Origin of the sequence: Pseudomonas sp. 1 R 17, assembly GCF_900067035.1 — a bacterium.
In the GTDB taxonomy this organism is placed as follows: Bacteria; Pseudomonadota; Gammaproteobacteria; order Pseudomonadales; family Pseudomonadaceae; genus Aquipseudomonas; species Aquipseudomonas marginalis.
In genome coordinates, this window is the sequence record NZ_FKLB01000044.1 from 53,704 (window position 1) to 74,063 (window position 20,360).

Below are 20,360 nucleotides of genomic sequence, written 5' to 3' on the forward strand. Positions count from 1 at the left end.
AAAAATTCTCTTACAGATGCCGCCCAGGTCAGTTTTCTCGTGGTTACAGGTGTCTTATAGCGGCTGGTATACTCGCCGCCATTTCTAGCCATGCTGTGTGAGATCCAATGGAACGCTTTATCGAAAATGCTATGTACGCCTCGCGCTGGCTGCTGGCGCCTATCTATTTCGGCCTGTCCCTCGGGTTGCTGGCGCTGGCGTTGAAATTCTTCCAGGAAGTGATTCACCTGCTGCCGAGCGTGTTCTCGATGGCCGAGTCCGAGCTGATCCTGGTGCTGCTGTCGTTGATCGACATGGCCCTGGTCGGCGGCTTGCTGGTGATGGTGATGATTTCCGGCTACGAGAACTTTGTCTCGCAGCTGGACATCGATGAAAACAAGGAAAAGCTCAACTGGCTGGGCACCATGGACTCTTCGTCGCTGAAGATGAAAGTGGCGGCCTCCATCGTGGCGATTTCCTCCATTCACTTGTTGCGCATCTTCATGGACGCCAAGAACGTCGATCCGCAACACCTGATGTGGTACGTGATCATTCACATGACCTTCGTGATCTCGGCGTTCGCCATGGGTTACCTGGACAAGGTCACTAAGCACTGATGCCCCGCGCTGGCCTTACTGCTCGATGAAGTAGTAGGGCTGGCGGTTGATGGCCATCTCCTTGATTACCGTGACCTTGGTGGTCAAGTCGTTGGTATGGTCCAGCAGCGCAACGTTGCCGGGCTGGGCCGCAAGGTAGCTGTGCAGTTCGGGTTCCGTCTGCAGGATCCTCAGGTAACTCTTCATATAGAACACGCCGGCCCCCGCGATCCGCTCGTTGGGCTGGAACAGCGCGACTTCCTTGCCTTGCGCCTGCAGTGCCTGGACCTGACTGATCACCGGTACGAATGACTGGCGCGCGTCAGCTTTTGGCGCGAACCAGAATGCGGTCACCAGATAGCAGGCGATGAGCAGGCTGAAGACGCCGCCGATCACATGCCGGTGGTAGCGGTACAGCGCCGGCTTGTGGTCCTTGAGCCATTCCAGCAACACCCGGGCGTATTCGGCGGCCAGTACGGCGGCGGCCGGTGTCAGGGCCATCAAGTAAACCGTGCGCTTGCTTGAGGCCAGCGTCAGCAGGGTGAACTGCGCCACCAGCCATACGCTGAAAAACAGGCGGTAGCGGTTACGCACCAGGCTTTTCCGGAAGTGCCACAGGCCCAGGTACACCAAGATGTTCCACGGCAGGAAGGCCTCGGGCAGCTTGGCGATGTAGTAGTAGAACGGCTCGTAATGCCCGGCCTCTACGAACGAGCCGCTGAAGCGCCCGACGCTGTTGGTCCACAGTACTTCGCCCACGGCCTGCATCCCGCCGCGCTGGAACAGGAAGCACAACCAGATCATCAGCGGCACCAATGCCAACAGGGTGAACAGCGCCGGCTTGAGCCAGTCGGCGAGGCGCAGGCGCTTGTCCATCAGGCTGGTGCTGGCCAGGTACACGAAAATCACGATGCCCGGCATCGCCAGGCCCAGTACGCCTTTGCTCAAGGTGGCGATCACCATGCCGGCGGTAAACAGCGCCCAGGCCCAGGTCGTCGAGCCTTGGCGCTCGGACTCAGGCCGCATCGCCTGGTAGAACGCCAGCAGCGCGGTGGTCACGCCGAGGCTGAGCAGTGAGTCTTCCCCCACGCCACGCACATTGCTCCAGTAGCTGGCCATGGTCGCCAGGATCAGCGCCGCACTGAGGGCCAATGTTTTCGGGCGCCCGAACCTGCGCAGCATTCCATAGAACAGCATCACGCTGAACAGACCGGCAAATGCCGAGGCCAGGCGGACCGCCCCAGGCGTGCCGCCGAACAGGCGAATCGCTCCGGCGTCCAGCCACAGGCTCAGGGGCGGTTTTTCCAGGAAGGGTTCACGAAACAGTTGCGGCACGACCCAGTCATTGTCCAGGTGCATGGCCATGGCGATCCCCGCGACACGGGCCTCGGTGGAGCCTTGCAGTTCGTGGTTACCCAGGGCAAAGAAGAACAACAGAGCAGCAAGCAGGAGCAGCAGGGGAGCGGGGCGCGTCATGGAGTCTGGCTACCGAGGCAGAAGGCCGTTCGGGGGAACGGCTCGCAATCGGTGAGTATAGGGAGGCGATTCTTAATATTTCATGAATGGGAGTGGGTTTATATCGCTGGGCCAGGAGGTTGATGTTCCCCCTGGCTTCGCGTGAGGCATTACGAGGCTTTGACTTTGAAGCGGCTCAGGCCCTGTTGCATGGAACTGGCCCGTTCCGACAGGTTCTTGGCCGCCACCGCGCATTGTTGGGAGTTGACCTGATTCTGCTGGGTGACTTCGTCGATCTGCTCCAGGCCGATGCTCGCCTGCTGCAGGCCGGAAGCCTGTTCACTGGAGGCTTGGTAGATCAACGACACCAGGCTGGACACCGTGCTGGTGCCGGTAACGATATTTCTCAACGAGTCGGCTGTGCGGCCGGCGATGATCATGCCGCGCTGGGTCTTGGTCGAGGAATCTGCAATCAGCGCGGCGGTTTGCTGGGCGGCTTCGGCGCTGCGGGCGGCGAGGCTCCTGACCTCATCGGCGACCACCGCAAAGCCACGGCCCAGTTCGCCGGCACGGGCGGCCTCGATGGCCGCGTTCAGCGCCAGCAGATTGGTTTGAGCGGCGATGTTGTCGATGGTGGTGATAATGGCCGTGATGTCTTTGCCCGAGTTGTCGATCTCCGCCATGGCGGCGATCAATTCACTCATCAACTTGTCACTTTCCCCGGCGTCGGCGCGGGAAGCCTGGGATTGCTCGTCGGCCTTTTTCGCATTGGCGGCGTTGTCGGTGGTTTGCGCTGCCATCTGGGTCATCACCGCACTGATTTCAGTGATGGACGAGGCAGAATTGGACGCGCCGTCGGACAGCGACTGGCTCAACTCGGTGACCTGCGCGGAACTGCCGGTGATTTGCGTGGCGCTGGCCTGCACCTGGGAAATCAAGGTGTTCAGGTTGCCGACCATTTTTTCCAACGACTTGCCTAGGGTGTCATTGGGCGAGGACAGGCGCACTTCCAGATCCAGGTCCCCTTCGGAAATTCGCTCGGCCACGCGCACCTGGCGTTGCAGGCTTTCCGACATATCGTTCAAGGCAAAGGACAACTGGCCCACTTCATCTTCAGATTTTTGCACCAGCCGACGCGAGAAATCACCCAGGCTGATGTTGGCGGCCAGGGCGGCGGCTTCACGAATCGGACCGACGATTTTCGCCGTGGCGAACCACAGCGCCAGCAATGCCAGCAAGGAGATACCCACGCCGACCGAGACCTGCCAGATGCTGCTCTTGACGCCGCGTGACTGCAGTTCCTGCTCCAGGGCAATGGCCTGGCTCATGACCACCGCCTTGGGCAGATGGATCACGATCGCCCAGGGCTTGCCGGTGCGGCCCAGGTTGATCGGCATCTGCACTTCGATTTCCTGGGAATCCGGGTTGAACCGGCTGTCTCCCTGACCCTTCTGTACATTGCTCAACACGTTCTCCCAAGAGCCGGGCAACAACGCTTTCAATGACTGGCCAATGAGTTCCGGGCGTTTACTGTCGGCCACCACCAACCCTTGATTGCTCAGGATCGACACGGAGCCTTTGCCGCCATACAGGTCGGCGGACATTTGCTCGCTGAGTTTCTGGATAAACGAAATGTCGAAGTCTGCACCGACCACGCCGTAGAACTTGCCATTGGCGGTGATAGGTACCGACAGCGTGGTCAACCACACATTTTTGCCTTGCACCACGTAGGGAAGTGGGTCCAGCACGCTTTCTTTCTGGGTGTCCCGCGGGCCGGAATACCAGCCGCCCTTCAGCACACCATTGGGGTGGCGGGCATCGGAATCGTACTCAACCAGCGGTTGCACGGCGATATGGCCGTCTGAACTGCGTGTCCAGTAAGGCGTGAAGCGGCCCGTCAACGGGTTGTTACCGCCTTCATTGATACGAAAGGCTTGGTCCTGGCCGTCCAGCGCGTCCGGCTCCCAGCATGAATACGTGCCGTTGAAGTCGGGGTTGTCCTTGAGCACGCTGAGCAGCATCGTATTGATCTGCTCGCGGCCCAGGCTCAGCGGGCTCTGGGCACTTTTACTCGCTCCCAGGGTATTGGCCATTGTGCGTGCCGAGTCCAAGGCGTTCTGCAGTTTTGCCTGGATGGCATTGGCACGCGACTCAGCCAGGTTTTGCACTTCGCGGATGGTGGCGCTTTCAATCAGGGTTGAAACTTCAGCACCCACAAAAGCCTGGTTGGCATTCGAGGAATACAGGCCATATAACACCAGGCTCGCGCAAGAGATAAACAGGCAGAGCCCGGCGGTGAAACAGATTCGAGTCTGCAATGAGTTGAATTTCATGATGTTTCCTGCCCATGCTAATAGTTGCCAACATCATCGAATGTCGACATTCCGGTACTTTCTTGGCGCAAGGCATAGTGTTCTATCATTGGCTGCTTAGGCATATGCATGCGGTACAGCGCTGAGTTTGCTTAATGCTCTTTTGGCATCTCTTCATCGAGCCATAAATGCTCGGTGTTTTTAAAACCGTAACGCTGGGGCGGTACTCTCGCGACAATTCGATCGGATTGTGCGGGATCACTCAGGTCTATTATTTTCGGCGTTACATAGATATTTAGAACGGGCAGGAAAAACACTTTGATTTTTGGCATCAATAAAGAGTCGGGATGTTGCTCTATGACGACACCGATACTGCCACTTTTCAATTGAACAATAGAACCGACCGGGTAAATACCCACGGACTTCAAAAATGCACGAAATACTTCGTCATCAAAGTGTCCGTCCCATGTGGACATTTGCTGGATGGCGACGGCGGGGTCCCAGCCCTGGTTGTAGGAACGGTCCGAGGTGATTGCATCGTAGACATCGCATACCGCAGCCATCCGGGCCATCAGGCTTATCTGGTCACCCGCCAATTGATGGGGGTAGCCGGTACCGTCGAACTTTTCGTGGTGATGCAGGCACACATCCACGACCATTTCGCACATCTGCGAGGCCGCCAGCAGGGTTTTCTCCCCCTCCAGTGGATGGGTGCGCACCAACTGCAATTCGTCACTGCTCAACCGGCCAGGCTTGTTGAGGATGGCACCTGGTATGGCCATTTTGCCGATGTCGTGCAGCAACCCGGCCATCCCGACCCGACGAATCAGTGCGGAGGACAGGCCCAATTGATTGCCCAGGGCAATCATCAACGCACACACGGCGACCGAATGCATGTAGGTGTAGTCGTCGATGCTTTTAAGGCGTGCCAGGCTGATAAAGGCGTTGGGATGGCGGGCGATCGAGCTCGAAATGTCGTCCACCAGTGCACTGACGTCTTCAAGCTCCAGGGCCCGGCCCATGCGGGCATGGCCGAACATTTCGACAACGGCGGTCTTGGCGCGGCTACAGATTTCCTGTGCGGCGACCAACTCGTCCTGCATGGAGGTGGGGACGACGGCGATGACCGGAGCAACTGTTGGGGGCTGGGTGGCTGGCGGAGCGCCGCAGCCCAGGGCGCACGGCCCCTCTGAGGGTGCGCCGTCCCGCCAGAAGGGCTTTGCCTCGCCGTCAGGCGCCTGCAGATTGAGTTCATTGCACTTCAACATGGTATGCCCTCTGTTGATGTTCTTCTTATACGTGTCTCATCAGCCTCCCTGGCTTGAGCAGTGTTGTCTTGCCTTTCAGATCGGGCTCGCGGCCTTGATACGCGCGACTACGCGGCCTGCCAGGTCATCCGGGCGAAACTTCGCCAGGAAGTCATCGGCCCCGACTTTCTTGACCATGGCCTGGTTGAAACCGCCCGACAGGGAGGTGTGCAGCACGATATGCAACTTGGCCATGCGCGGGTCGCCGCGGATTTCGGCGGTCAGGGTATAACCGTCCATTTCCGGCATTTCGATGTCTGAAATCATCATCAGGAACTCCTCGTGCGGGTTGCGCCCCTCGTCGAGCATGGCCCGAAGGTAATCCAGCGCCTGGCGCCCATCGTTCAAGGCGACCACCTCGACGCCTACCGTCTCCAGGCAGCGGGTCACCTGTTTACGCGCCACCATCGAGTCGTCCACGGTCAGCACACGCAGATGCCTGGCCTGTTGGGTGACGGCTTCATCCACCACGCCGACGGATATTTCCTCGGACGAGGGCGAGATTTCCGTCAGCACCTTTTCCACGTCGATGATTTCGACCAGACGATCATCGGCACGGGTAACGGCCGTCAGGTAATTGTTGTCACCGCTGCCCTTGGGGGGCGGATGAATGTCTTCCCAGTTCAAATTGACGATGTGCTCAACCGCATAGACCAGGAAACCTTGAACGCGGTTGTTGTACTCCGTAAGTATAATAAAGGCGCTTTCTTTATCCGTGATCCCGGGCAGTCCTGTTGCCATCGCGAGGTCTAGAATGGGAATGCAAGCGCCGCGTATATTGGCAACGCCACAAATGTTGTTATTAGACTTTGGTAGTAGAGATAGCTTGGGGCAGCGGATAACTTCCCGAACTTTAAAGACGTTGATCCCGTACAGCTGTTGGTCGTTGAAGCGGAATAGCAGTAATTCCAGCCTGTTCTGGCCGACCAGTTGTGTACGGCTGTTAACGGATGCCATTACACCTGCCATACACACCCCTTGATTCTGGTTGGAACAGCGTTGATGTCTTAATGACATTAGCATATGTGGGGGAATGTAAAATATATGTGAAATAAAAATAATCGACGGGTTTATCGTTAAAGCAATATCGGCGCGGATGATTAGCTATTCAGGCGGATGTTTTAAAATAGTTAGTTGGCTAACTTGCTGGTTTGGGAGTTGATAATGATTAAGATTGGAAAATAGCAGGGTGGATGTATGACAACAAAAGGCCGAGACGCTGAATGCGACTCGGCCTTTCTTGTTACTGGAATGCGCGCGCGTCTTGGGTGAGTACCAGCACTCGTTCGACCATCAGTTCACCTGGCACGATCAATTGTTAGGTGGCCAGTAGCTTGTGACGGTTGGCACCTTCGAGCTCGAAGGCCAGGTCGGTGGTCATGGCGTTGAGTGAGGCGAGGGTTTCGCTTGCTTGAATCAGCAGGAGCTCGGGGGCGGTGCGTAATACATGCTTCACCGCGGGATAGTCGAGCCGGAACAGATGGATCATCGTCGGGTGCTGGAAATTGCTCTACCCTTCCTCGAAAGTCTCTAAGGCATCCAGGCCGACTGGACGCCTCTGGACACCATCAGTGCGCTGTTCCACAAGCCCGAAGGTGAGCTCTGCCCGTGGTTGTTCGAACACTTTAGCGCTGTCTAGCCAAGGTCGGTCACGAATGGAAAATACCGGTATTGAGTACACCGACAAACAACGCTGGTTTGCGCTCACCAAGATAAACACGCTCTCGGCCCTGTCACAGATCGTGCAGATAGGTACCGTCACTCCGCTGCTGTCGCTTTCGCTGGATCAGCATGGGGTCGAGCCGGCAAAGATCGGGGTGATTGTCAGTGCCTCGTGGTTGGCGATCCTGCTGCTCTACAAATGGGTTCCGCGCTTGCTGGCCCATTTGGGGCTCGTCAAGACGAATATCCTCAGCGCAGCGCTGACGATTGCCGCGCTGATCGGTATGACCTTGACTACCCATTTGGTACTGATTTTTTCGCTGAACTTCGTACTCGGTATTGGCTTGATCCTGCGCTGGATTGCCTGCGATACGTGGATCCTCGCGGTCGCCTCGAAAGACGAGCGCGGCCGGGCGATCGGCATACATGAGACCTTGATGGGCCTGGGTATTGCTGTTGGCCCGCTGCTGTTGGTGGTATTCGGAGTCGGGAGTACCGCGCCTTACTACGCCTGTGCCGTGATCGTGTTGTTATCCGGCGCGCTGGCCTTAACCCTCAAGGGCTACGATACGCGACCGCAAACACCGGCGGAAAAACGCCATGGCAAGTTATTCAGCGTCATCCCCACGGCGCTGTGTGGCGCGTTTATCGCAGGCTTTTCGGAAACCTCATCCGTATCGTTCCTTGCAGGCTACAGCCTCTCGGCTGGTTATCTGTTGACCGCCGCCACCCTGCTGATATCGGTGTTCGGCATTGGAGGCACCGTCCTGCAACTGCCGATCGGCTGGATGGCCGACCGCAGTTCCTACAAGGTCGGTCAATTAGTCTGCGGCTTGATACTGTTGCTGGGCACCCTGGCTATTCCGTTCAGCCAGCCGCTCCCTTGGTTGGCGACGATTACCGTGTTCCTCTGGGGCGGCGCCATTGGCGGCATGAACACCCTGGCAGTGATCGAGGCGGGAGACCGAGTGGGCGAACATCAAATGTCCACCTCCATGACGGCGATTGCGATGTTCTACACCTTGGGTAGCGTATTGGGTCCCATTGCCACGGGCGCCACAGTGTCCTATGTCAGCGAGCATGGGCTGATGATCTCGGTGGGGGTAGTCGGTGCGGTTTTTATTGCAATGTTGATGTTGCGCAGAGCTCCTGCATCAGAGTGAATTGCGTCTGTACCTTGTTTAGCGCTGTATCCCGGTTGCGCCTCTGCTGGAGATAAATTCGGAGAACGTCGTCTTCACAAGGGCAGGGGGGCTTTCCCAAGACTGGTGCTGTTCAGCCTGGAATGCCATTGGGAATACCAAAGCGTCTGGAACTCAAAAAGCTCTAGAAAGCGCAAAGCGGTCATCAAAACTTTGTGTTTGCTGGATTTCAGGCACAAAAAAAGACGTCCGTGGACGTCTTTAGAGCCGGGGTAATCTGAACTAAATGCATAAGCTGTTGTTTTTTATGGATTTATTTCGGTTTAATTTTTTACTGGAATACTCTTTGGAATACAAAGTCCATTTGCAAGGCTCTGAAGTGTGATCAGGCGGGCCTATGAGATTCCACCTGATCCGAGGGGGCCCGATCAAAGCCGCTATCCTTTTAAGCGCCAGTGGTGCGTCTGTATTCCATCCTGCTCTCGCCATTTAAACCTTACGTTCGCTCGGCTTGTGGCCGGCGTTATTGGTAGGTTTATGCCATATTTTACTGGTCGTTAGCGGGGTTCGTTATAGCTGTCCCCGCATTTATCCCCCCCATTCGACTTCCGCGAGACATGCGACCTTACTACTGATTGCCCTTGTGGTCGGGCTTGTTCTTGGTCCTAAGCCTGGCGCTATGTGCTTTCAGGCATCGGGGGACGCTTACTCAAGACGCAGTCGAAAGCATATGGGGTGGGAGTAGATTGTCCAGCCATGGCTTTACATATTCGGGCCTCTCAATTCCTTTTAATCTGCCGAACCGTGGCGCAACGTGGATCATCTCAAAGCTCCCGCCGCCGCTCCAAGAGGTCGTGTCAGTTACCCCTCCTGGATCTGTCCCGTTAACTACGTGCGTTAGTCGAGGAACCATGAAGTCTAAGACCGTTTGGGCATTGCGCTCCGCGACTACCCATCGCCGCCCCATTTTGTGAGCAACAGCTGCCGTCGTCCCGCTGCCTCCGAAAATGTCCACCACCAGCTCCCCTGGGTTAGAGGCAATATGAATGATGCGTTCGAGCAGCAGTTCAGGCTTGGGCGTGTCGAATACCTCTTTGTCAGGGAACATTGATAGAAGATGGCGCTTAGCATCGTCATTTGTGCCGGTATCTGATGTCCCCCAAACTGTGAATGGGACAAGGCCGCGCAACTGACTTGCAAAAAGCTTGAGCCGTGGTGATCCGTCACCGCCTTTAGGGAACCAAATCCGATCGTCTGCTATCAGGTCTCGGTAAGTGGGCTCTGTGGCGTACCATGAGCGGCCTCGTGGCGGACGTAGGGCTCGTCCAGATGGCGCAATGATTTCGTATTGCTGGGCGCTCCTAAAACCGGGAGCTGTAAACGGAGCATCTCCCCATGGACCTCGCGGGTCGTCATCCTTATTAAGGAGATGGGCGTTGTCCTTTACGAGCAGATTTCTAGTGGTTTTCCATTTCTTCGGCCCGCTCGGGGCGTACACAAGAATGGTGTCGTGATTGGAGGAAAACGCTGCCCGCGAGTCCCGCGTAGTCTTCTTCTGCCATATAACAGATGTCACGAATGCAGTCTCGCCAAAGACTTCGTCCATCACTGCTCGGGCACGATGCACTTCGCTGTCATCCAGATGCACCCAAATACTCGCGTCGTTGGCAAGCAGTGGGCGAATTGCAATGAGTCGGTCGCGCATCATGCTAAGCCACATCGACCTATTCATGGTGTCGCGGTACTGTCGAAAATCCACCTGCGTGTTGAAAGGAGGGTCTATGTAGACGAGCCGGATGCCTCCGTCGAGGACTGATGTCCGTTGGCGCAGTGCCTCCAGAACATCGAGGCCGTCGCCAATGGCTAGTACGTTCGTCTGAGAGTCTATCGGATGGTTCGTGAGGGCCTGAACGTCAAAAGGTTCACTGAGTCGAGGATCTGTGGGCTGCACCCACTCGTAGCTACTCCCGCCTGAGGCGCGCAGTGCCAAGTCTTTGTTCGGCCAAACAAGCTGAATTTCAGACATAAAAGCTCCAGAGTTGAGACGTATCAGACGGTGATGCGTTACCTACGTCATACATCCTGTTAAAATACCTCTAGCCGATTTAACGGCGAAAAGAAAGAGATCAAATGGACAACTGTGCTTCAAAACTGGATCAGGTAGAACTACCTTTTGTCAGCTCCACCCACCCACCCATCAAGCCTTTCGTCAGGTGGGTAGGTGGCAAATCGCGATTGCTTTCTCGCATTCTTCCGCACGTGCCTGACACTATTCAAAATTACTACGAGCCATTTCTCGGTGGAGGAGCGGTCTTCCTGGCTTGTGCTGGGCGCGTTTCCGGTCGCTCATATCTAGCAGACCTCAATGAACACCTCGTAGCGGCTTGGGTTGCAATGCGAGACCATCAGCCTGCGTTGCGTCCGCTCCTCGATTGGTATATGGAGAATGACTCCAAGGAATTCTACTACGAGGTTCGCTCGGCTGCTCCAACTTCCCTCATCGAAAGGGCTGCAAGGTTCTTTTACCTAAACGGTGTGTCTTGGAACCACCTATGGCGTGAGAATTCTCGTACAGGGGCGATGAATGCACCTTGGGGCGACCGTCGCTTCAAAGGCTTTGACGACGCTACTATGGCGACGATAGGGAAGGTGTTGTCTCGGGCAGATATCGTTGCTGCCGACTTCCGAGAGGTGCTGAAGACAGCCTCAGATGGTGATTTTGTCTATCTTGACCCCCCATATTTGCCCATTTTTTCTCAGCCGGACACTGAAAAAGAGCCGACTGCAAAATTTAACAAATACACTGCAAAAACCTTTGAGGCGGTTGACCTTATTGAGCTTGCAGATATTTGCGCCGACCTCTCTCGGAGAGGGGTGAAATGGATTATGTCTAATCGCGATACTGAATCAGTACACGAGCTATTCCCCGACACTGAAATTATAAAATTCACAACCCACCGCTCGCTGGCAGCACAGAGTCGGCGTGAGGTTGAGGCACATCGGTCGCCGGAGGCGATCATCATCGGGAGAGGTTGAATGTCTGCTTTGCCAGTGGAATGGGTGCTTGTGATTTATTACGGGCCCTCGGCGCATCGCGCAACGTATGGGCGCCTTGGCCGCAGTGATGCGGCGAACAAGACATATACGAAAGACTATATTCAGCTGTCGAGAAGGGATGAGTTTATTGCTGCCGTAAAGCGATTCTTTCCAGAGACAAACGAGAACGGTTCGGCGTCGCTGACGTACAAGTGGCCAACAGGGACTGCTACAGGTGCGCTCGTCCTGCGTTCTGCGGATCGTCCACACCTCAAGTGGGAAACAAGTATTGGCGCTCCCCAGGTTTGGAAGATGGCCGTCGCGACAAGCGATGCTACTGCCGAGACGATACCTGGCGATCCGTCCCACGTTGATATAGCCGATGCCGAGAATGAGTTTGCATTACTCGCGAGTCGTGGAGCGGGTCAGCCGTACTTAATAGCAGTTAAATTGCAGGATGATCCAGGCACGTTGCAATTACGTGCTTATCTGGATAATCCGAGCACAAGTTATGCTTGGGCTGACATGCAGCTTGTTCCGCAGAGTATTCAGAGGTTAGCTGCAAAAACGTCGCAAAGCTCAGCGCTTCAGTGGTCGACAATCACAAGCGGTGGCGTGGCACCGAATGCAGAAGTTAGCGATATTTTTGCGCGGCTCATTGCAATGGAAAGCCCGCTTTCTTTGATCGAAACGCTTGATGCTGCGACTGCTAGTGCATTGGCTGCGTACCTCAGAAATCCTGGCTATGGATTGTTTTTCGATCCTGATCTTAATCATGACGCATGGTTACAGCTATCGCCGCTTGATGAAACGCTGGCGGCGTCCGCTAGTGCTTTTCTAGAGATGCTAGAGACACGATTCCCGATGGTCCCGCAAGGCGACGCGGCGGCTGAGACTCTAGAGGTTTCTGCTGAAGAGGTTGAAGAGTTTAGAGGTCAGATAAAACAAGAAAATTATGAAGTTGCTGACTCTCACGCCACTGTTAAAACCAGGGGTAGTGCTCAGCGAGCGTTTGCAGAAGCAGTAAAAACTAACTATGGATTTAAATGCGCTGTAACTGGAATCGAGAATAAGGATTTTCTTGTGGCTTCGCATATTGTTCCATGGAGTGTCGATCAAAGTATTCGATTGGATCCGTCTAATGGTATCTGTCTTTCGCTTCTCGTGGACCGAGCTTTCGAGAAAGGATACTTAATGGTTCTGGACGACTTTACTATTTCTATCGATTGGGAAAAAGTTGGAAGCGACGGCGCGCTACGTGATCAGCTTCTGCCCTATGATAAATGCACGCTGGCAGTGCCTAAAGGGCATTTGCCTAAATTAGATTATCTTCAGCGTAGGCGAGCATTGGCTACTCTTACTGAATAGTTGGTGTCTGGTTTCTGTGTGAGTTGATGCTGTATGCCGGATTTAATATATGTTCCGGCCTTTAAGTCCGACTTAAGTAAAAAACCAAGGCACGGAACTTCCGTGCCGTGGTGTCAGTTGATTCCGACTGGCTTATCATTTTTATCATAACAAATCGGATATTCGCAGTGCCCACCGGCATTGAGTACTTCCAGTTCATAGACCGTTGGTAGGTACTGCTTGAGCTCCGCCTTGGGAACTTTCTTACCATTAATGGTGCAGTCATCGTCCGCCCGTGGGTTGCACCAGGCTGCCTTTACTTCGATTGTTTTGGTGGGTTTTGTCATGGGGGTCTTTTCGACCTGTGGTTCGCTATCGACTGAGCCACTCGTTTCATTCGCATCCAGCGAGTAGGCAGCAATAGAGTCTTTTACGCTCGCATTGCTAACACCGTGGTCAAGCAAAAAGTCCTGGAGTGTTGCGCGAGCTTGAGAGTAAGTAACCTCTTTCCCCTTTTTATTTGGTCCGCCGTCCATGCGGTACGCTATCGGATAACCATCTTCGCTTTCATACATGTAATAGTAAATTGAAAGGCTAAAGCTTAGGTCCTGACCGTACATGCCATAGATGCCTGAGCCATTGGATGCACGGCAAGTGCCTCGCACACATTTACCGCTGACATGGTTGCTGAAGGTAACGTTACGCTGTTGTTGTGCATTCCACTGAGTAATATTTCTTGGAATGCTATACCACGTGCAGCGATAAAATTTTGCCCCGTACTGATTTTTGGCCTCCGCACAGGGTATGGCATACGGTAAGTCGTTCATGGTTTGTTCATTTGGTAACATGGGCGGATACATGTACCCATAGTCGACCTCGGCTTGAGCGTTTATGGAGAGTGCAAGGGCAAGACAGCTGGATGCTTTAAGTATGACTGACTTTATATTCATTTATTAAACTCTCAAATATGCGCTGTGGCGCTAATTAATGCTGTCATCTGTTATTTTTTATAGATGACTTTTAGTTTTTTATTGATGTAGTCTTTTATTATTTCGTAGTCGGGGTTGTAGGTAGCTAGAGTATGACCAGTGCTGACCACGGTAGCAGCGGCGGCTAGAGCGACGCCGATGGGGAGAGATGCTGCTCCAATGACTGTGCCCAATATACCGCCTTGAGCTATAGCGCCTTTCAGGTCGACTTTTACTCGGCACTTTAGATCTAGGCTTTCTATCTTTTTTTCGATAATTGCTACGCTTTTAGTGAATTGGCCTCTTAAGCCTACAACCTCAAAAGACTTTTTGGCTTTTAGAAAAGTTTCTATTTGAGATTCGTTTAATCCATTTACTGTTGAAAGAGACATATTTTCAGATTCTCTGTATTGGGAGTAGGAAGGCCCTCTGCTAGCTCTGCTCTACGTCACAGAAATGTCAAAAAGGGTCGTAAATGCCGTGGTCGTGAAAGCATCATAGCGCGACGATTTTCGCCATGGCAAGAATCTCTGCGACTCACGATAAAGACGGCGACCTAGTGCAGCTTGGTGCGGCGGTACGCGCACGAAGACTAGGGCATACGCTGTCGCAAGAAGCCTTGGCGGATGCTGCCGGGATCGACCGTTCTCACATGGGAAAAATAGAGCGAGGGGAGAGGAACGTTACCTTTTTGAATATCCTCCGGATCGCGACTGCATTGCACTGTAAACCGTCAGATTTGCTCATCGACGCAGGACTATGACCGTTCATTAATCAGCGGCTTGTTTGCGTAAGCCGTTCTTAATTCCTGAATCTGCCCATTCTTTGCGTAGTTCAGTTGGGTAGGTAGGGCCGGATCTAAATGGTTCCCATAGGGCATAAAGCGCCCAGCCATGAGGCACTGGCTGGGCTGTTTTGGTGTGCGAAACGGTTCAGGCCGCGAGGCGTAGAGCCGCATCCAGTGCCCTCTGCTTAATGACTGCGCCTTGTCCAAACCATGCCGAGTCCATCCGGTACTCAGAGCTCCTTGCCCGCCGCTCGTGGTCGACATATTCGGTCACGGCGTTGAGCAGTCCCCATGCGGTACCTTTAGCAGACTGCAAGGTTGAGCCTCGACCTTGTCCTTCATACAGGCTTTGTACTTTGCGTAGTGCTCGTTCGTTCGGTAGTACCTCAGGAATTGGGCTGTTAGCAGGGGTATCGCACAGCACGCTGAGGAAGAAGCTCATCGCTTCCGGCCACGGCACTCTGCGCTCTGCAAGCATGTGCATTCGATGCATGAATTCTTCCCACTGTGATACCGCGATACCCAGCTGCTTCTTTACCGCCTGTGGATCAAACCGAGTACTGTGCGGAACCTTGATAGCGCGGCTTTCCCCATCCAGGGCAATAGTCAGTGTGTTGTTGCAGACGACTCGAACGGTGGTGGGTGTGGCGGTGGTAGCTAACGTTCCGTCGCACGAGGTTGCCAGTAGCAAATAACCATTAACTTCATCATTACCCGGCAACGCTGCGGTTTGCCCTGTCCGCGCCAACGCCCAGAACTTACGACCTCCTTTCAACACTCCCGCAGTTTCCAGCTCATACCCGGAGACCTCAGTGAGGTCTCGGTAAAATTCCAGCACATCGCGAGGCTGCACTATTTGGTAGCGCTGTGAGACTACTGAAAGTGCTGCTTTGGTGTCAGAGCGGTAAAGAACCTTCTGTTCTGGGAATGTATAAATTGATCCCAGGTTACCTACCGTGTTGGCCTTGAAATGGACGGGACTGTCTTCTATGCGCCAGTTCATACCGGCTTCTTTCTGCCAGACCTCAATAGGTTGCTTGGGTGAAAGTACGGAGCCGAGCCCATGCCATGGCTTTTCACCGACATAAGCCATTTGTTCGATTAAATGTGCCATTAGGTTTTTCCTTGTTTGACAGGCGAGCGCCAACGCTGCTGGGATATCAGCGGTGCGTAATATGCAAGCGAGATGAATATCAGTTGTCTTGAATTGCTTCGACTGTGTGTGAAGCCTTCACGGATGTTGCAGGCAAGTACATATTGAAAGAACAGTTACAGTGACTGCATCGGTAGGAGTCGAAGACGTTGCGATCAATTAATGCTCCGATCCTCGCTCCCGCGATACATCCGGCTGCGCCGCTTGCGAATGCCGCCATAATGGATGAGGCCAATCGGCCTACTGCTTTGGTTAGCCCGCCTGTTGGGCTGCCAGCGATCAAAATAATATTGGCGCCGATTGTGGTAGCGGATAATCCTTTGAGCACACCGCTCACGCCACCGATGGCGGCACCTGCTTTCTTGGCTGTAGCTTGTTGTGCGACGGCTGATGACCCGCAGCTTGGGCATTCAATCATTTTTCAGACCTCTAAATAATTATCGGTGTCAAGGATGTTGTCGTTGCTCGAGTGTTATGTATGGTTAAAATTGTTTCGAATTGATTCCTGGTGTCGGCGGAGATGACCGAAGTTAGTTCTCTCTGACAAAAGAACTAACATTTCAAACGAGGGAACTAACATTTCATAGCTGGGAACCAACTTTCTGTACTGGAAGGTAGGCTAGTGCATGCCTCAGTCCGGTAGTGGCTCGTTCGTCAATTGAAATCTGGTTTAGCACCTGGGAATTTTTTACTGGGTGCTAAGTCGAGTGAACGCGGGAAGAACATCTTTTACCGTTGGGGCTCATTGAAACCCGAGGGTACCTACCATGCAGCGAGATTCGGCAGTACATCCTAGTGTTATCAGACTCAAGCAGCTCTCAGTTAGGGTGGGGCTGTCACGGTCAACTATTTATGATCGGATCAACCCGCGATCTTCGCGTTATGACGCAACGTTCCCTAAGCCTTTTAAATTGGGCAGCTTTGCTGTGGGGTGGCTGGAGGAAGATGTAAGCGCTTGGCTACAGCGATGCGTCAGCGTTTCTTATAATGGTTCTAATTCGAGCAGCCACAAGCACTAACTTTCATTTTTCTATGGGGTCATATCTCCAGCGTTATGTGCTGTTGTTTATCTAATTCGCTGGGTTGGCCGGGGCAAGCAGAGAGCTTGAATATTGGTATCTATGTTATATCTAGAATAGTAATATCTAGAATAGTATCTCTAGTATCATATTCAATGCCGATACCTAATACCCATCTTCAATGCACACCGTGATAGAGCATGGGCGTGCATGGGCAGTATGGGTTGATGGGTGCAGTAGTGGCTTATCGTTAGTTGAGTGCTCTATGTGAGGAATGGTTAGAGTGCCTGTCCATATAAGGTGAGTGCATGAGGTTTGATGAAGGGTTAGAGTTATATTTTGAACATGAATCGTACATGTATGCGGACATCAACGGTGAGACGGTTGAGCAATATACCGATCAAGCTTTATTGGCGAGTGATATCCGTTCAATTGTGCGCGTGATGTTGCGTCTGAAGGCCTTTGAGAAGGGGTTGTTTCTGCCTCGTACGACTGCAATGTCTAAGCAGAAGAAGGTCAGAGTGTTGGAGCAGGACTGTCTAAGCTTACTAAAGGTGGATTTTGGGATGATCAAAGAGGTTTATCCCTGTCATGAGTTTAATCCGCTGTTGAGAGTCTTTATGAAGTACTTTTTTGGAGTGGAGATGAAAACAGATGTATATAAGGTTGAGTTTCTTCAGTCTGATGAATTATCCCTGCTCCATGACTTAATAGAAAAGGTTAAGCGGGAAATTCGTGGGGTGGAATTTCAAGCTAATCTGAAAGGGTTTAGCCGGTCTGCCAATAAAAATTATAAAAGCCTAGTTGGATATATTGAGTCGCTGTTTGTGCGTTACGCTAGGATGCTAGTGATTCGTGTCGATTTCACCTATCGCAGCCAGTACTGCGTTCCTCGAGGAGAAACCGCTATCACCCATGCCGAAGCCAGGAGGCATCGGGAAGCCTTAATGAAGTATCTCAGGAGCCCTAAGTCACCGGGTGTTGTAGGGTATGCTTGGAAACTGGAATATGGTCTTGATAAGTCCTACCATTATCACTGTTTGTTGTTTTTGAATGGAACTGATCATCGAGAGGATATCGTCATTGCCAAGCTTCTGGGGGAATACTGGGTAGAGACGGTGACTGAAGGGAAAGGAATTTATTATAACTGCAACAAGAACAAAGCGGCGTTTGAAAAGAAAGGGATCTTAGGGGTTGGCATGATTAGCCACCATCAGGCCGGTCTAAGGGCTGGGCTAAACCTTGTGGCGGCGTATCTGACCAAGCCGGATTACTTTATCCGGATGATCGCACCTGACGGCGGTAGGTGCTTCGGGAAAGGAGGGCGGGTAACTCCCAAGGAAACAAAACGAGGTAGGCCCAGAAAGCAGCCTGAGGCGTTACCAAGTGAATAACCTATTCACTAGTGCCCAGAAAGGCCGCTCGGCATACGGAGCCTTCTTCCTTCATCCATTTCGTCATCAGGTTAGTAAGTTGGGAGGGAGTGAGATTCATGCTTGAATTTTTATTTAGTTTTACAGCTTCGTCATAAATACAGTTTGCAGCGTCTCGCTCTTTTCTCCAGCCTTCCGTCGGCCGAAGCGAGCTAATTAACACTGCTATCTTGTTCTGATTTTTTTGGCTGTTCTTTGAGCGTCCTCGGGCCCCTCCATTAATTCGAGGAAGTGTCACTCCACTGGCATATCCCTCGAAGTGACTAGCATGACAGATAAGTTTCGAAGCGCTAGCGATGGATCCATTTTGACATTCAAAGTCAAATAGGAGAAGGTAGGTGAGTGCGATTAGGGTGTATTCTCGCGCTGGGTGGGTTTGCGAGTCGAACTCACTCATCACCCATTGAGACGTCTTCTGGTCTTTGCACGTCTCTCCCGTTTTGACTTGAGCTTCTATGCTATTTTTTATGTGGTTATAATCTTCGCAAATGACGTGTGTTATCAGGTAGCACAGTGACTCTTCTATCCTGAGCCTTTCGTCCTTCCAGTTAGTCTGTAGCTCTTCTTTTAGTTGCTCTAGCTCATGCAAGGCTTGAGCTAGATTTTGCGACGAATTGGTCATGTCGACTCCCTGACGGTGCGGCTTGATATAATTGGTGTTCAGTCTTCGAGATTACTGCTGAGCGTTGGATTGAGGAAAGCTGCCCAATCATTCATGAGCAGTCGGCGGTTATCAAGAAAGTCTGACGAGAGTATGCCCCTTCAGTCTGATCGCGTTCATCATGCGCCAGTGCCATCTCGCAAACCTCGCGAGGATGCTGGGGGCATTCACCCGCCAGTCACGAAAGGAAGACCGGAAATCGTGCCTAGTGATTTGCACGTAATTTATGTCATGCAAAATTGTGCGTATTGCGTTAGCGGACTACACCCCCGCTGGCATTGATCGCGGACATAGAAAGGCTCCCGGTAGCAGCTTCCTGTATATGCTCGCTCCACCATTTCATCATTGGCCTGCGGCGCTCTATGTAATCTGCCCGATTATAGGCGCTACGCACCTCGTCCTTGTCCACGTGAGCCAGAGCAACCTCGATTAGCTCAGGATCCCAGCCGTGTTCGTTGAGGATGATACTGGCCATTGAGCGCATGCCGTGGCTAACCAAGCGGCCTTCGAAACCCATGCGCTTCAGAGCCATATTGGCTGTTTGGCTGTTGCAATGAGTACGGGGATTGCGATCCGCCGGGAAGACATGCTCACGGTGCCCGCTAAGGGGCTTTATAGCCTCTAGGAGCCCCAAAGCTTGTTCTGTGAGTGGGATGATGTGGGTCCGGCGCTTTTTCATCCGTTCAGGCGGTATCGTCCAGATTTTCTTGCCGATGTCGATATCTGCCCATCGTGCGGTGGCTGCTTCTGAAGGGCGAGTCATGGTGTGAAGTTGCCACTCAATCAAGCAGCGTGTGGTCCTTTTGATACTGGCGTTGGCCACCGTCACCATTAGCTCATTGAGTTCGTTTGGCGCAAGTGCTGCCATGTTCGTCTTCTTGGGTTTCTTGAAGACAGAGCGAATTCCGCTCAGTGGATTCGAGTGAATCAAGCCGGAATTCACGCCATAAGTCATGATCTCGTTAAGACGTTGGCTCAGTCGCTTCACGGTCTCAAGACTGCCTTTGGTTTCAAGCGGTCTGAGAAGTTTGATAACCGCCGGAGCAGTGATCGCTGAGATTGGGGTAGCGGCCAAGTCGGGAAAAACGTGCAGCGTGAGCGAGCGCCAGATGTCTTCAGCATACGCAGTAGTAACCGAGTCTTTCTTGAGTTCGAACCAAGCGGTGGCTACGTTTTTAAAGGTATGTTCCGTAGTCGCTCTTAATGTTTGCCGATCTTCGTCACGCTTCGCTTTCGGATCAAGCCCTTGCGCCACCAGCTCCCTGGCTTCTACCGTCCGTTTCCTGGCTTGAGCCAAACTCACCTCCGGAAACGTACCAAGGCCCATATTGATCCGTTTCTTGGTGGCTGGGTGAATGTAGTTAAAATTCCAGAGCTTTGAGCCATTAGCCCTCACTCTCATCTGGAGGCCGTCGCCATCAGTGAGGATGTAGTCTTTTTCCTTTGGTTTCGCTGCTTTGACTTTGACGTCTGAAAGTCGAGTGGCTTGGGCACCCATGAGAA

Annotated in this window: 18 protein-coding genes and 3 pseudogenes; 7 read left to right on the forward strand and 14 right to left on the reverse strand. The window is 53.1% G+C overall.

All coding sequences use genetic code 11. From position 1 onward, the window contains the following. Nucleotides 1-107 precede the first annotated feature (107 nt). Nucleotides 108-596, forward strand: coding sequence for a TIGR00645 family protein (locus tag BFP99_RS15890; protein WP_017253710.1), 489 nt, complete (start codon nucleotides 108-110; stop codon nucleotides 594-596). Nucleotides 597-611: 15 nt separating this feature from the next. On the opposite strand, the gene BFP99_RS15895 is transcribed toward BFP99_RS15890, so the two are convergent. From BFP99_RS15895 to BFP99_RS15915, 6 genes and pseudogenes are all read right to left on the reverse strand, one after another. After that, nucleotides 612-2,051, reverse strand: a complete 1,440-nt coding sequence (locus BFP99_RS15895) for an ArnT family glycosyltransferase (protein ID WP_065947673.1) — start codon at nucleotides 2,049-2,051, stop codon at nucleotides 612-614. A 149-nt stretch (nucleotides 2,052-2,200) separates the two neighbouring features. Then, on the reverse strand, nucleotides 2,201-3,106 hold the full coding sequence (locus BFP99_RS34100; RefSeq protein WP_370737667.1) for a methyl-accepting chemotaxis protein: 906 nt from the start codon (nucleotides 3,104-3,106) through the stop codon (nucleotides 2,201-2,203). Next, nucleotides 3,101-4,363, reverse strand: a pseudogene (locus BFP99_RS34105) (HAMP domain-containing protein); the annotation flags it as partial. The gene BFP99_RS34100 and the pseudogene BFP99_RS34105, both read right to left, overlap by 6 nt. A 131-nt stretch (nucleotides 4,364-4,494) precedes the next feature. Then, nucleotides 4,495-5,610 (reverse strand): HD-GYP domain-containing protein, encoded by a 1,116-nt coding sequence (locus BFP99_RS15905; protein ID WP_083221200.1) that lies wholly within the window; start codon nucleotides 5,608-5,610, stop codon nucleotides 4,495-4,497. A 75-nt stretch (nucleotides 5,611-5,685) separates the two neighbouring features. Continuing rightward, nucleotides 5,686-6,618, reverse strand: a complete 933-nt coding sequence (locus BFP99_RS15910; RefSeq protein WP_065947675.1) for a chemotaxis protein CheV — start codon at nucleotides 6,616-6,618, stop codon at nucleotides 5,686-5,688. Nucleotides 6,619-6,970: 352 nt separating this feature from the next. Beyond that, nucleotides 6,971-7,138, reverse strand: a pseudogene (locus BFP99_RS15915) (DUF6124 family protein); the annotation flags it as partial. A gap of 166 nt (nucleotides 7,139-7,304) precedes the next feature. On the opposite strand from BFP99_RS15915, the gene BFP99_RS15920 reads away from it, so the two are divergent. Further along, nucleotides 7,305-8,474, forward strand: coding sequence for an MFS transporter (locus BFP99_RS15920; protein WP_065947676.1), 1,170 nt, complete (start codon nucleotides 7,305-7,307; stop codon nucleotides 8,472-8,474). 688 nt (nucleotides 8,475-9,162) lie between these two features. On the opposite strand, the gene BFP99_RS15925 is transcribed toward BFP99_RS15920, so the two are convergent. Then, a complete protein-coding gene (locus tag BFP99_RS15925; RefSeq protein ID WP_065947677.1) occupies nucleotides 9,163-10,479 on the reverse strand; it encodes a site-specific DNA-methyltransferase in 1,317 nt (438 codons plus the stop codon). Between the two features lie 104 nt (nucleotides 10,480-10,583). Here BFP99_RS15925 and BFP99_RS15930 point away from each other — a divergent pair, with 104 nt between their 5' ends. Further along, on the forward strand, nucleotides 10,584-11,489 hold the full coding sequence (locus tag BFP99_RS15930) for a DNA adenine methylase (RefSeq protein WP_065947678.1): 906 nt from the start codon (nucleotides 10,584-10,586) through the stop codon (nucleotides 11,487-11,489). Then, a complete protein-coding gene (locus tag BFP99_RS15935) occupies nucleotides 11,490-12,857 on the forward strand; it encodes an HNH endonuclease (protein WP_065947679.1) in 1,368 nt (455 codons plus the stop codon). 113 nt (nucleotides 12,858-12,970) lie between these two features. On the opposite strand, the gene BFP99_RS15940 is transcribed toward BFP99_RS15935, so the two are convergent. After that, on the reverse strand, nucleotides 12,971-13,663 hold the full coding sequence (locus BFP99_RS15940; RefSeq protein ID WP_256098151.1) for a hypothetical protein: 693 nt from the start codon (nucleotides 13,661-13,663) through the stop codon (nucleotides 12,971-12,973). A 173-nt stretch (nucleotides 13,664-13,836) separates the two neighbouring features. Further along, complete coding sequence (locus tag BFP99_RS32165) at nucleotides 13,837-14,196, reverse strand: hypothetical protein (RefSeq protein WP_083221201.1); 360 nt, start codon at nucleotides 14,194-14,196, stop codon at nucleotides 13,837-13,839. Between the two features lie 125 nt (nucleotides 14,197-14,321). On the opposite strand from BFP99_RS32165, the gene BFP99_RS32170 reads away from it, so the two are divergent. Further along, a complete protein-coding gene (locus BFP99_RS32170; protein ID WP_083221202.1) occupies nucleotides 14,322-14,567 on the forward strand; it encodes a helix-turn-helix domain-containing protein in 246 nt (81 codons plus the stop codon). 169 nt (nucleotides 14,568-14,736) lie between these two features. Here BFP99_RS32170 and BFP99_RS15945 read toward each other — a convergent pair whose 3' ends face one another. Next, complete coding sequence (locus tag BFP99_RS15945; RefSeq protein WP_065947680.1) at nucleotides 14,737-15,705, reverse strand: DUF932 domain-containing protein; 969 nt, start codon at nucleotides 15,703-15,705, stop codon at nucleotides 14,737-14,739. 79 nt (nucleotides 15,706-15,784) lie between these two features. Further along, nucleotides 15,785-16,162 carry a hypothetical protein gene (locus tag BFP99_RS33445; protein ID WP_218064741.1) on the reverse strand — a complete coding sequence of 126 codons (378 nt, stop codon included), beginning with the start codon at nucleotides 16,160-16,162 and terminating at the stop codon, nucleotides 15,785-15,787. 349 nt (nucleotides 16,163-16,511) lie between these two features. On the opposite strand from BFP99_RS33445, the gene BFP99_RS32175 reads away from it, so the two are divergent. Continuing rightward, a complete protein-coding gene (locus tag BFP99_RS32175; RefSeq protein ID WP_083221203.1) occupies nucleotides 16,512-16,763 on the forward strand; it encodes a helix-turn-helix transcriptional regulator in 252 nt (83 codons plus the stop codon). Nucleotides 16,764-17,071: 308 nt separating this feature from the next. Then, nucleotides 17,072-18,157: a YagK/YfjJ domain-containing protein gene (locus BFP99_RS15950; protein WP_065947681.1), complete on the forward strand. Its 1,086-nt coding sequence runs from the start codon at nucleotides 17,072-17,074 to the stop codon at nucleotides 18,155-18,157. Between the two features lies 1 nt (nucleotide 18,158). Here the strand turns inward: BFP99_RS15950 and BFP99_RS15955 are convergent, their stop codons facing one another. The 3 genes and pseudogenes from BFP99_RS15955 to BFP99_RS15960 form a co-directional block, all read right to left on the reverse strand. Next, nucleotides 18,159-18,818 (reverse strand): hypothetical protein, encoded by a 660-nt coding sequence (locus BFP99_RS15955; RefSeq protein ID WP_065947682.1) that lies wholly within the window; start codon nucleotides 18,816-18,818, stop codon nucleotides 18,159-18,161. Nucleotides 18,819-18,856: 38 nt separating this feature from the next. Next, nucleotides 18,857-19,115, reverse strand: a pseudogene (locus BFP99_RS34110) (integrase); the annotation flags it as partial. Continuing rightward, nucleotides 19,111-20,355, reverse strand: a complete 1,245-nt coding sequence (locus BFP99_RS15960; protein WP_065947683.1) for an integrase domain-containing protein — start codon at nucleotides 20,353-20,355, stop codon at nucleotides 19,111-19,113. The pseudogene BFP99_RS34110 and the gene BFP99_RS15960, both read right to left, overlap by 5 nt. Nucleotides 20,356-20,360 lie beyond the last annotated feature (5 nt).

Excerpts from the sequence above, each read along its gene's own strand:
- BFP99_RS32165 (WP_083221201.1), bottom strand. The coding sequence starts at position 14,196 with ATGTCTCTTTCAACAGTAAATGGATTAAACGAATCTCAAATAGAAACT.
- BFP99_RS32170 (WP_083221202.1), top strand. The coding sequence starts at position 14,322 with ATGGCAAGAATCTCTGCGACTCACGATAAAGACGGCGACCTAGTGCAG.
- BFP99_RS15935 (WP_065947679.1), top strand. The coding sequence starts at position 11,490 with ATGTCTGCTTTGCCAGTGGAATGGGTGCTTGTGATTTATTACGGGCCC.
- BFP99_RS15950 (WP_065947681.1), top strand. The coding sequence starts at position 17,072 with ATGAGGTTTGATGAAGGGTTAGAGTTATATTTTGAACATGAATCGTAC.
- BFP99_RS15930 (WP_065947678.1), top strand. The coding sequence starts at position 10,584 with ATGGACAACTGTGCTTCAAAACTGGATCAGGTAGAACTACCTTTTGTC.
- BFP99_RS15955 (WP_065947682.1), bottom strand. The coding sequence starts at position 18,818 with ATGACCAATTCGTCGCAAAATCTAGCTCAAGCCTTGCATGAGCTAGAG.
- BFP99_RS15905 (WP_083221200.1), bottom strand. The coding sequence starts at position 5,610 with ATGTTGAAGTGCAATGAACTCAATCTGCAGGCGCCTGACGGCGAGGCA.
- BFP99_RS15925 (WP_065947677.1), bottom strand. The coding sequence starts at position 10,479 with ATGTCTGAAATTCAGCTTGTTTGGCCGAACAAAGACTTGGCACTGCGC.
- BFP99_RS15940 (WP_256098151.1), bottom strand. The coding sequence starts at position 13,663 with ATGAACGACTTACCGTATGCCATACCCTGTGCGGAGGCCAAAAATCAG.
- BFP99_RS15910 (WP_065947675.1), bottom strand. The coding sequence starts at position 6,618 with ATGGCAGGTGTAATGGCATCCGTTAACAGCCGTACACAACTGGTCGGC.
- BFP99_RS32175 (WP_083221203.1), top strand. The coding sequence starts at position 16,512 with ATGCAGCGAGATTCGGCAGTACATCCTAGTGTTATCAGACTCAAGCAG.
- BFP99_RS15920 (WP_065947676.1), top strand. The coding sequence starts at position 7,305 with ATGGAAAATACCGGTATTGAGTACACCGACAAACAACGCTGGTTTGCG.
- BFP99_RS15960 (WP_065947683.1), bottom strand. The coding sequence starts at position 20,355 with ATGGGTGCCCAAGCCACTCGACTTTCAGACGTCAAAGTCAAAGCAGCG.
- BFP99_RS15945 (WP_065947680.1), bottom strand. The coding sequence starts at position 15,705 with ATGGCACATTTAATCGAACAAATGGCTTATGTCGGTGAAAAGCCATGG.
- BFP99_RS34100 (WP_370737667.1), bottom strand. The coding sequence starts at position 3,106 with ATGTCGGAAAGCCTGCAACGCCAGGTGCGCGTGGCCGAGCGAATTTCC.
- BFP99_RS33445 (WP_218064741.1), bottom strand. The coding sequence starts at position 16,162 with ATGATTGAATGCCCAAGCTGCGGGTCATCAGCCGTCGCACAACAAGCT.
- BFP99_RS15890 (WP_017253710.1), top strand. The coding sequence starts at position 108 with ATGGAACGCTTTATCGAAAATGCTATGTACGCCTCGCGCTGGCTGCTG.
- BFP99_RS15895 (WP_065947673.1), bottom strand. The coding sequence starts at position 2,051 with ATGACGCGCCCCGCTCCCCTGCTGCTCCTGCTTGCTGCTCTGTTGTTC.